The 9285-nt window shown below is 66.2% G+C and carries 8 protein-coding genes and 3 tRNA genes; 6 read left to right on the top strand and 5 right to left on the bottom strand.

Annotation, left to right across the window (positions count from 1 at the left end):
• Positions 1-33: 33 nt before the first annotated feature.
• Complete coding sequence (locus tag AC1RU4_RS23220) at positions 34-969, bottom strand: hypothetical protein (RefSeq protein ID WP_492893689.1); 936 nt, start codon at positions 967-969, stop codon at positions 34-36.
• Between the two features lie 237 nt (positions 970-1206).
• Positions 1207-1281 (bottom strand) — tRNA-Thr (locus tag AC1RU4_RS23225).
• A 221-nt stretch (positions 1282-1502) separates the two neighbouring features.
• Between AC1RU4_RS23225 and AC1RU4_RS23230 the strand changes: the two genes are divergently transcribed.
• The 3 genes from AC1RU4_RS23230 to AC1RU4_RS23240 all read left to right on the top strand — a co-directional run bounded on the left by AC1RU4_RS23230 (position 1503) and on the right by AC1RU4_RS23240 (position 3163).
• The gene (locus AC1RU4_RS23230; protein WP_492893691.1) at positions 1503-1925 is read left to right on the top strand and encodes a cysteine rich repeat-containing protein; all 423 of its coding nucleotides are present in this window, start codon (positions 1503-1505) and stop codon (positions 1923-1925) included.
• Between the two features lie 34 nt (positions 1926-1959).
• Positions 1960-2589, top strand: a complete 630-nt coding sequence (locus tag AC1RU4_RS23235; RefSeq protein ID WP_492893693.1) for an OmpA family protein — start codon at positions 1960-1962, stop codon at positions 2587-2589.
• A gap of 232 nt (positions 2590-2821) precedes the next feature.
• Positions 2822-3163, top strand: a complete 342-nt coding sequence (locus AC1RU4_RS23240; RefSeq protein ID WP_492893695.1) for a RidA family protein — start codon at positions 2822-2824, stop codon at positions 3161-3163.
• A gap of 304 nt (positions 3164-3467) precedes the next feature.
• On the opposite strand, the gene AC1RU4_RS23245 is transcribed toward AC1RU4_RS23240, so the two are convergent.
• The 3 genes from AC1RU4_RS23245 to rlmB all read right to left on the bottom strand — a co-directional run bounded on the left by AC1RU4_RS23245 (position 3468) and on the right by rlmB (position 8006).
• Entirely contained in the window at positions 3468-5141 is a 1674-nt protein-coding gene (locus AC1RU4_RS23245) for an MFS transporter (RefSeq protein WP_492893697.1), read from the bottom strand.
• Between the two features lie 760 nt (positions 5142-5901).
• Positions 5902-6585, bottom strand: a complete 684-nt coding sequence (locus tag AC1RU4_RS23250; RefSeq protein ID WP_492893699.1) for a hypothetical protein — start codon at positions 6583-6585, stop codon at positions 5902-5904.
• Positions 6586-7175: 590 nt separating this feature from the next.
• Positions 7176-8006 carry a 23S rRNA (guanosine(2251)-2'-O)-methyltransferase RlmB gene (gene rlmB, locus AC1RU4_RS23255; protein ID WP_492893701.1) on the bottom strand — a complete coding sequence of 277 codons (831 nt, stop codon included), beginning with the start codon at positions 8004-8006 and terminating at the stop codon, positions 7176-7178.
• Between the two features lie 308 nt (positions 8007-8314).
• Between rlmB and AC1RU4_RS23260 the strand changes: the two genes are divergently transcribed.
• From AC1RU4_RS23260 to AC1RU4_RS23270, 3 genes are all read left to right on the top strand, one after another.
• Positions 8315-8399, top strand: a tRNA-Tyr gene (locus AC1RU4_RS23260).
• Between the two features lie 26 nt (positions 8400-8425).
• Positions 8426-8499: transfer RNA gene (locus AC1RU4_RS23265), tRNA-Gly, on the top strand.
• 163 nt (positions 8500-8662) lie between these two features.
• Positions 8663-9285 (top strand): GTP-binding protein (locus AC1RU4_RS23270; protein WP_492893703.1); only part of this gene is annotated, 623 nt, incomplete at its 3' end.

Genomic DNA, 9285 nt, shown 5'->3' on the forward strand with positions numbered 1-9285 from the left:
GCTCTCATGAGGGCGGCTGTTCGGCGCGGAAACTCAGCGAGGTCGGCTGATGCTCGGCCGCAGGAAGGCCGGCGGGCCGGCCTGGGCGAGACGCGAGGGCGGCTCGGTGCCGGCCGGGATGCGGGTCGAGGCGGGAGCGGTCGACGCCGGCGGGATGGGCGTCGGCGAGATGGAGGTCGTCCTGGCAAGGCCGCTGCCGGACGCCATGCCGGCGGCGGAGCCGGCCGCTTGCAGGCCGGGCGAGCCGCCGGCGCGCGGGTGGGGCACGGCGGGATGCGGCGCGGTGGTCTGGGTTCTCGCGGCCTGCGACAATGCGGAGGCGCTCGCCGCCGGCTTGCCGTTGGCCGATCCGCCGGCCGTTCCATTCGCCGTTCCCTTGGCAAAGGCCGGCGGCCTGCCGGGAAGGCCGACCTTGTCCGGCGCCGCGCGGGTAAAGCTCGACCCCGGCGCGCTCGATCCATTAGCCGGCGAAGCTGTTTTCGCCGGCGACGCGGCGCGGCCGGGCTGGGAGCCGGCGGAGAGCGCGGGGCCCCTCGCGAGCTGGGCGGTGCGCGGCAGGTCGGCGGCGACGGTGTAGGTGCGCGCGCCGCCCCGTTCGATGGAGAGCTCGCTGCGCAGCTTCGCCCAGGTCTCGGCGAGGGCGGAGGGATCCCAGCTCGGCTCCTTGTCGTCGGCTTCCCAGGGCTCGGCGGGTGAGGCGGCGGTCTGTGCGGCGGCGATCTGGGCGGGAGTGGCCTGGGGCGAGGCGGGCTGGGCGAGGAGCGCCGCCTGCGCCTGGGAGGCGAGGGCCGGAAGCGGCACGTTCCACTTGCCGGTCTCCCATTCGTTGATGGCCCACATCAGCGCCGCCCCGAGGCCGGCGCCGGCGCAGACGTCGACGAGGTGCACGCCCGGCACCACGACGAGGTACACCACGCACAGCGCGGCCACGCCGACATAGCACGCGGGTGCACGCCATTTGGATTGCATGTCCGAATTCCCCAGAGCCGTTTCGGGGAGCATAGCTGATTCGACGGAATCTCAGCAGGTTAGGCGAAAAAACTTCTAATTCCGGACAAATTTTCGAACCGGCCCGCGATGGTCACCGATCCTTAAGAAATCGTCCCGGCGAAACGCCGAGTCGCGGCGCGATTTCCGGCATTTTCCGCAATCACGGCGTGTGGCATGTCGGGATTGTCGCGCCGGGGGTGCATCGTTTGGCGGGAATGGTGCCGGCGGAGAGGATCGAACTCCCGACCTTCGGTTTACAAAACCGCTGCACTACCGCTGTGCTACGCCGGCCCACTTTCGAGTTAGCAGCGCGCCGGCCGGCCCGCAAGCGCCCTGCGGGCGGCGCGTCGCGGCGCGGCATCGATGGGCCTCGCGCTCACTCTACCGTTGCGCGATACCGGGCGTTCTGCGAGATCAGTCAGCGTGGAGATTCCGGCCATGGCGGCCGGATCACGGGGGGCCGCATCCGCGCCGGGAAGCGGAAGCACGGCCGTCCTTGGGAGGCGGAATAAATGAAGCGACATATTTTCGGATTGGCGGCGCTCGCGCTCGCCATCTCGGCCGGCGGGGCGTCGGCCCAGACCATGAGCTTCGCCGATGCCGGCGCGCTCATCGCCAAGAGCTGCGGCCCGTCCATCGAGCGCTTCTGCTCGAAGATGAACATCGGCACCGGCCAGATCGTCTCCTGCCTGCAGAAGCATGAGGACGAGGTGCCGCGCCAGTGCTTCGCCGACATGCAGGCTGCCAACATGTCGCTCGACAAGCGCCTGGCCGCCCAGCAGGCCACCTTCCAGCTCTGCGAGGCCGATGCCCGCGAATTCTGCAAGGGCGTGAAGCCCGGCGACGCCAACCTGCTCGACTGCCTGCTCACCGCCTCCAAGGTGGTCAAGGGTACCTGCAAGCAGGCGCTGGTCGATGCCGGCTGGGCGAACTGAGCACGACGGACAGGTTCCAGGGAAAGACATGCACATGACTGCTTTCACCCGTCGCGCCGCCTCTTTGGCCCTCGCCGCCGGTCTCGTCTTCGGCACCTCGCTCGGCCTCGCGCCGCGCGCCGAGGCGCAGACCGACATCTCCAACGCCCAGATCATGCAGGGCCTCTCGGGCGTCACCAATAACGACCCGAGCCTCACCGCCCAGCTGCTGAAGCAGATGGCGGCGGCCGCCGTGGCGGCCAACCAGCCGCTGTCGCTCGACAAGTCGGAGATCGCCCGGCGGCTCGACAAGCTCGCCCAGATCACCGTGCAGATCCAGTTCGAGCTGAACTCGGCGATCATCAAGCCGGAATCCTACGCCACGCTCGGCTCCATCGCCGATGCCATGCACCACCCGATCCTGTGGAACTACCGCTTCCTCGTGGTCGGCAACACCGATGCCACCGGCACCCGCAAGTACAATCTCGAGCTCAGCCAGAAGCGCGCCGACGCCATCGTCGAGGCGCTGGTGACCCTCGGCCGCGTTCCCCCGGCGCGCCTCGACGCCGTCGGCCTCGGCCAGGAGGCGCTGCAGGTGCCCGGCAAGCCGGACGATCCGATCAATCGCCGGGTGCAGATCTTCAACATCGGCACCATGGGCCCGATGCCCAAGCCGATGCCCTGATCGGAGAGATGCCCTGATCGCCGATGCCCTGATCAGGGCGGACCTCCCATCGGAGGCCTGGTGAGCGAAAACCGGCCGCCGCGCGGAAACGCCCGGCGGCCTTTTCGTTGCCGGCACCCGCCCGCCACGGATCCGCTTTCCGCGGAAAGGTCATTCAACTTCGGCCGAGTTTGCTCTAGTGAGGCGATGCCCGCCGATGACGGGCGCGAGACACGAAAGCGAGCATGAGAAGATGAGCATCAAGAGAATCGAGCCGGGCACCCGCATGAGCCAGGCCGTGGTCCACGGGTCGGTCGCCTATCTCGCCGGCCAGGTGGCGCTCGGCCCCGGCGTCGGCGCGCAGACCAAGGACGTGCTCGCGCAGATCGACGCGCTGCTGGCCGCCGCCGGCACCGACAAGACCAGGATCCTCACCGCCACCATCTATCTCGCCGACATCTCGACCTTCGGCGAGATGAACGCGGTGTGGGACGGCTGGGTCGCCCCCGGCAACCCGCCGGCCCGCGCCACCGTCGAGGCGGCGCTCGCCACCCCGGACTACAAGGTCGAGATCGTGGTGACGGCGGCCATCTAGCGCGTTTCCAAGCCAAGCGGGCACCGGTTCGCGTGAGGAAAACGCGCGGATGCGACGGCCTGGCGTCGTTTCGATGAAGCTGCATTCCCCGAAACGGCGCCAGCCCCGCCGGCCCGTCGACATGGAGAAGGCCCCGCCGGGCGTCCGGCGGGGCCTTCTTCGTTCGGTCCGCCAAAAGAAGCGCCCCCGGCACAGCGGGGGCGAGGCAGCAGCCGGTACATCAGACCGGCCGCGAGGGACATGAGCGAGGCGGGCTCCGGGCGCGGATGCCCGATGCCCGCGCGTCGCTCAGTGCCAATCGTCGCTAGTGCCAGTCTTCGAGGTTGCGGTCCTTGGTTTCCGGCGCGAAGAGCAGGCCGACCACCACGGTCATCAGCGCCACCACGATCGGGTACCAGAGGCCGTAATAGATGTCGCCGGTGGCCGCCACCATGGCGAAGGCGGTGGTCGGCAGGAAGCCGCCGAACCAGCCGTTGCCGATATGGTAGGGCAGCGACATCGCGGTGTAGCGGATGCGGGTGGGGAACAGTTCCACCAGCCAGGCGGCGATCGGTCCGTAGACCATGGTGACGAACAGCACCAGCACGGTGAGCAGCACCACCACCATCGGCGTGTTGATCGCCGCCGGATCCGCCTTGGCCGGATAGCCGGCGGTGCGGATCGCCGTGGTCATCTCGGTGTTGAAGGCGTCCGACTGGGTCTTGAACGTCGCCGCGTCGAGCCCGACGCCGTTGAAGGAGGAGAGCACCTTGTCGCCGACATGGATGCTGGCGACGGTGCCGGCCGGAGCCGCCTCGTTCGAATAGTTCACCGAGTTGCGCGCCAGGAACGACTTGGCGATGTCGCAGGACGACACGAACTTGGAGGTGCCGACCGGATTGAACTGGAAGGAGCACTCGCCCGGATCGGCGACGACGCGCACCGGCGAGGTGGCCTGGGCCGTCTCCAGCGCCGGGTTGGCGTAGTGGGTGATGGCGGCGAAGATCGGGAAATAGGTCAGCGCCGCGATGAGGCAGCCGCCGAGGATGATCGGCTTGCGGCCGATCTTGTCCGACAGCCAGCCGAACACCACGAAGAACGGCGTGCCGATGAGCAGGGAGACCGCGATCAGGATGTTGGCGGTGGCGCCGTCGACCTTCAGCGTCTGGGTGAGGAAGAACAGCGCGTAGAACTGGCCGGTGTACCAGACCACCGCCTGGCCGGCGGTGCCGCCCAGCAGCGCGACGAGGCCGACCTTGGCATTCTCCCACTTGCCGAAGGCTTCGGTGAGCGGCGCCTTCGAGGTCTTGCCCTCTTCCTTCATCTTCTTGAAGGCGGGGGATTCGTTCAGCGTCAGCCGGATCCACACCGAGACGGCGAGCAGGACGATCGACACCAGGAACGGAATGCGCCACGCCCAGGCGGCGAACGCCGCCTCGCCGAACCAGGTGCGGGTGCCAAGGATGACCAGCAGCGACAGGAACAGGCCGAGCGTCGCCGTGGTCTGGATCCACGAGGTGTAGAAGCCGCGCCGGCCGTGTGGGGCGTGCTCGGCCACATAGGTCGCCGCACCGCCATATTCGCCGCCAAGCGCCAGGCCCTGGAACAGGCGCAGGATGATGAGGATGATCGGCGCCGCCATGCCCCAGGAGGCATAGGAGGGCAGGATGCCGACGATGAAGGTGGAGGCGCCCATCAGCAGGATGGTGATGAGGAAGGTATATTTGCGCCCGACCATGTCGCCGAGCCGGCCGAACACCAGTGCACCGAAGGGCCGCACCGCGAAGCCGGCGGCAAACGCCATCAATGCGAAGATGAAGGCGGCGGTCGGGTTGACGCCCGAGAAGAACTGCGCGGCGATGATCGCCGACAGCGAGCCGTAGAGATAGAAATCGTACCATTCGAAAACGGTGCCGAGCGACGAGGCGAAGATGACCTTCTTTTCCTCGCGCGTCATCGGTTCCGTCGATATGACGGGACCAGCGGTGGCGATGCTCATGATCTAATCCTTCCCCAAAGTAAACCGCGGTCGCGCAAGACACGGGCCTTCACCGCGAGCGAATGCGCGCGTCGAAAGCCTGGCGCGCCTCGCATGCGCACCGGATGATTGCAATCGAGACCTGGGGGTTCTCTGGGAACGCCCGTCGCTCGGGTCGATTTCCTCCCGGAACGGCCCGCTGTCTGGCGCAGCGGTACGGTGCTCCGGCTTTGTTGCGTGGCGAATTACTGGAATTCGACCCGCTTCATGTAAAAGCTTGACGAATTCGCCCGGTCTTGACGATTGGCAATTGGTCTTAACGCCGAAAGTCGTGGTCGCGCCGGCGCGGATCGTCTTCGCGCATCGTCTTGCAGTGCGAAGACGAAGGACAGGTGCCGGGCCGGGTTTCCGTAGCGGACAAGGATTTGTCCGGGTGCCGGCGGGGCGTGCATCGCGAAAGGCGACCGTCCGCCCGAAAATACACGCGAACGCCCGATCGACGCGAGCAGGTGCCGCCATCCATGGAAGGAAGCCGCGCCGCGGGGGATGAGGCGCCACGACCGCGCCTGGACGGCATTGCCGATTCGGCGAGCGGCCGGGCGCCGATTGGCGGCACCTGCCTCGTCCGGTGCTTCAGCGATGATCGTCGATCACGCCGCCGATGAGGTTGCAGAGCGAGGGCGGCACCTGAATCCGCCGGAACGGGAGCGCAGGTCCGGCGACTGAAAATATATCGCTCTAAAAAATATATCGACCTGGAAGAGTGCCTCGTCCGCGAGGTTTATAATGCCGTCTGACTTTCAGCCGGGACTGGTCGCATTATGTGATCCGATCCGAAGTCGCCAATACTGACCAGATCCGAATGGATGCCGTAGGTCTTGAAGTTGCGGCCATAAAAATTGTCGACGTCGTATTTTACCGGGACCGAATCCATTTTACGGATAACCCGATCAATCGCCGCCTTGTTGCGGAATATGCAGCAATGTGCGCCATTGCAGACATAATCCTGGCGAATATCCGGGATGAAGGTGGCGCCGTGTTTGAATTTTTCCTTTTCCCATTTTGATTTGACGTTCTTTTCGTCGGCGACGACGTACGCCCTGTAGCGGGGGCTGACCAGTATTATTTCCCAATCGTCCGGCAGGGATTCGGGAATGACGAGATCATTCTTGAAGAATTTCTTGTCCAGCCTGACGTCGTCTTCGAAGATCATGAGCGCCCCATCCGCGACAAGCTCGAGCCCCCGCATCAGGGCCTTGCGGTGGGATTTCCAGATGCTCAATACGCTCAGGGACTTGGCGACATCTCCCTCGGCTTCCTCTTCCGAGAGCAGGCGCACGGCGGAAATACGCTCGACCGGCCAACGGCATGGCGACAGCATTTTCCGCATGTTATCGAGGCGATCGGTTCGAAAGTCGAGATTGATGTAGAGTACATGATCGATTTCGAGGTGATCTGCGCTCATATGGTAATTTCCATGATATAATTTCGTTAAATATCACCGATATTACTTTCGTAATCTCGATATAGGCGAATTTACGTGAGGTATACTCGCGTTGTTATTTGGCGCGGGGCGAGCATCTGCTTCGCTGACTTCGGCGTTCGAATCGTCACCACATTCGATCGGGTCAGGCGTGTGGCCCTCACGCTTTATGCGTGTACCTCATCATCCATCTCATAAGTTGTCTACATAGAAAATACAACTTATGAGGGTTTGAGAGTCGGCCTTCGCCATCCGCATGGCGCAGCGAGATGCGCAGCGGTGCGATTTTTCAAGGCGCGGCAAGGCCTTCCCCGGTTGGGGAAGGGGCGTGACCCGTCAATGAGGGGTGGCTTTCCGGCCGGATCTTCCCAGCGCGGGGCCGGAGGGGCGCCTCTTCCGCGGCCGGGTGCGCGGCTTCATGGGGGAGGGGTATTCAATCGCCGGTTGTCCGGGCGGAACCCGGCCCGGCCTGCTCGTCCGCGGCGCCGACGATCGCCGAGGCGTCACCGGTCCATGACCGGCGGAGCCCCGGCCGGCATTCAGGCAATCGGCCGGCCTCGGTGGGCCGGCGCCTAGCCGCCGGCGGGGCGCGAGATGGCGCGGCGCGCCATATGCAGGGCCAGCACGGCCGCATTCGACACGTTGAGGCTGACGATGGCGCCGGGCAGGTCGATTCGCGCCAGTACGTCGCAGGTCTGGCGGGTGAGCTGGCGCAGGCCCTTGCCTTCCGCCCCGAGCACCAGCGCCATCGGCGCGCGCAGCCTGGTGTCGGCGAGGTCGGCGGTGCCCTCGCTGTCGAGCCCGACCACCAGCACGCCGCGGTCCTTCAGCTCCTCGAGCGCGCGGGCCAGATTCGTCACGAAGCAGAACGGCACGTGCTCCAGCCCGCCGCTGGCGCTCTTCGCCAGTACGCCGGTCGCCGCCGGGCTGTGGCGGGCGGTGGTGACGATGGCCCCGACCTTCAGCGCCGCCGCCGAGCGCACGATGGCGCCGACATTGTGCGGATCGGTGATCTGGTCGAGCACCAGCAGGAGGTCGCTCTCGGCCACCTTGGCGAGGCTGGGCGAGGAGAGGGGGTCGCATTCGGCGAACAGGCCCTGATGCACCGCGTCCGGCTCCAGCAGCCGGTCGATCTCGCCGGGGCGCACGATCTCCGGCTGCGGCTTCAGCGGCACCGCCTCCTCGGTCAGGCGCTTCATCGCGTTCTCGGTGGCGAGCAGCCGGCGAATCTTCCGGCGCGGGTTGCGCAGCGCCTCGACCACGCTGTGCCATCCGTAAAGGATGGCGACATCGTCCGGCCAGGCGCCGAAGGCACGGCCGGCCGGCCGCTCCCGGCGATTCGCGCCGAAACGCGAGGGGGAGGAGGGGCGGCCCTTCGGGGGATAGTGCGGACGATCGCTCATGCCTCGGTTCATGTCATGATGAGGGGCGCATTGCAATTTCATCCACAGCCTAGGCAAAGGTTGCCCCGGGTGAAAGGTGGTATGGCGGTGCCGAGCTCCGAGGGCGGGGTTGACAGGGGGCAGGCGCCTCACCATAAAGCCGGCCGCACGAACCGGCGCGTCGCCGCTCCGGTTTGGTGGGTCGCAAGATCCGGGGTCGCGAGATCCGAGGTCGTAAGACGGGGGTCGCGAGGCTCCCGGGTCGCAAGGCTTCGGTCGAAACACCGGAGACGACGCCTCACGGCGTTCCGGCCGCGACCGACGTGCAGGGGGGAGTGTCCCGAGCGGCAAAGGGGGCGGACTGTAAATCCGCTGGCTATGCCTTCGTAGGTTCGAGTCCTACCTCCCCCACCACGTCGCCCGTAGCCCGGCACGCGAGCGCGGGTGTAGCTCAATGGTAGAGCAACAGCCTTCCAAGCTGATGACGAGGGTTCGATTCCCTTCACCCGCTCCAGTCTTTCATCATGTCCGGGCTTCGTGAACGCCGAGCGACACGGGTCGCGCGGCGGGCGCGGGTGCCCGATTACAGTTTCATTCGAGCCTTGCGGAAAGCCGGGAAACCGCCTATCCCACGGCCCGATTTTCGCGACCGGGAATGTCGCTGAAGGAAGCGAGCAATGGCCAAAGAGAAGTTCAACCGTTCGAAGCCTCACTGCAACATCGGCACGATCGGTCATGTCGACCATGGCAAGACGTCGCTGACGGCGGCGATCACGAAGGTTCTGGCGGAGGCGGGTGGCGCGACGTTCACCGCCTACGACCAGATTGACAAGGCGCCGGAAGAGAAGGCGCGCGGGATCACGATCTCGACGGCGCATGTCGAGTACGAGACGCCGAACCGCCACTACGCGCATGTCGACTGCCCCGGGCATGCCGACTATGTGAAGAACATGATCACCGGCGCGGCGCAGATGGACGGCGCGATCCTGGTCGTGTCGGCGGCGGACGGGCCGATGCCGCAGACGCGCGAGCACATCCTTCTGGCGCGCCAGGTCGGCGTGCCGGCGCTGGTGGTGTTCCTGAACAAGTGCGACATGGTCGACGACGAGGAGCTGCTGGAGCTGGTGGAGCTCGAGGTTCGCGAGCTGCTGTCGAAGTACGACTTCCCGGGCGACGACATCCCGATCATCCGCGGCTCGGCGCTGGTGGCGCTGGAGAACGGTGATGCCAAGCTCGGGCATGACGCGATCCTGGAGCTGATGAAGGCGGTCGACGCCTACATCCCGCAGCCGGAGCGCCC

It is taken from the genome of Ancylobacter sp. GW821-FHT10E12 (assembly GCF_058809335.1).

Coding starts and splice junctions, on each gene's coding strand:
- AC1RU4_RS23220 (WP_492893689.1), bottom strand. CDS start 969: ATGCAATCCAAATGGCGTGCACCCGCGTGCTATGTCGGCGTGGCCGCG.
- AC1RU4_RS23230 (WP_492893691.1), top strand. CDS start 1,503: ATGAAGCGACATATTTTCGGATTGGCGGCGCTCGCGCTCGCCATCTCG.
- AC1RU4_RS23235 (WP_492893693.1), top strand. CDS start 1,960: ATGACTGCTTTCACCCGTCGCGCCGCCTCTTTGGCCCTCGCCGCCGGT.
- AC1RU4_RS23240 (WP_492893695.1), top strand. CDS start 2,822: ATGAGCATCAAGAGAATCGAGCCGGGCACCCGCATGAGCCAGGCCGTG.
- AC1RU4_RS23245 (WP_492893697.1), bottom strand. CDS start 5,141: ATGAGCATCGCCACCGCTGGTCCCGTCATATCGACGGAACCGATGACG.
- AC1RU4_RS23250 (WP_492893699.1), bottom strand. CDS start 6,585: ATGAGCGCAGATCACCTCGAAATCGATCATGTACTCTACATCAATCTC.
- rlmB (WP_492893701.1), bottom strand. CDS start 8,006: ATGAGCGATCGTCCGCACTATCCCCCGAAGGGCCGCCCCTCCTCCCCC.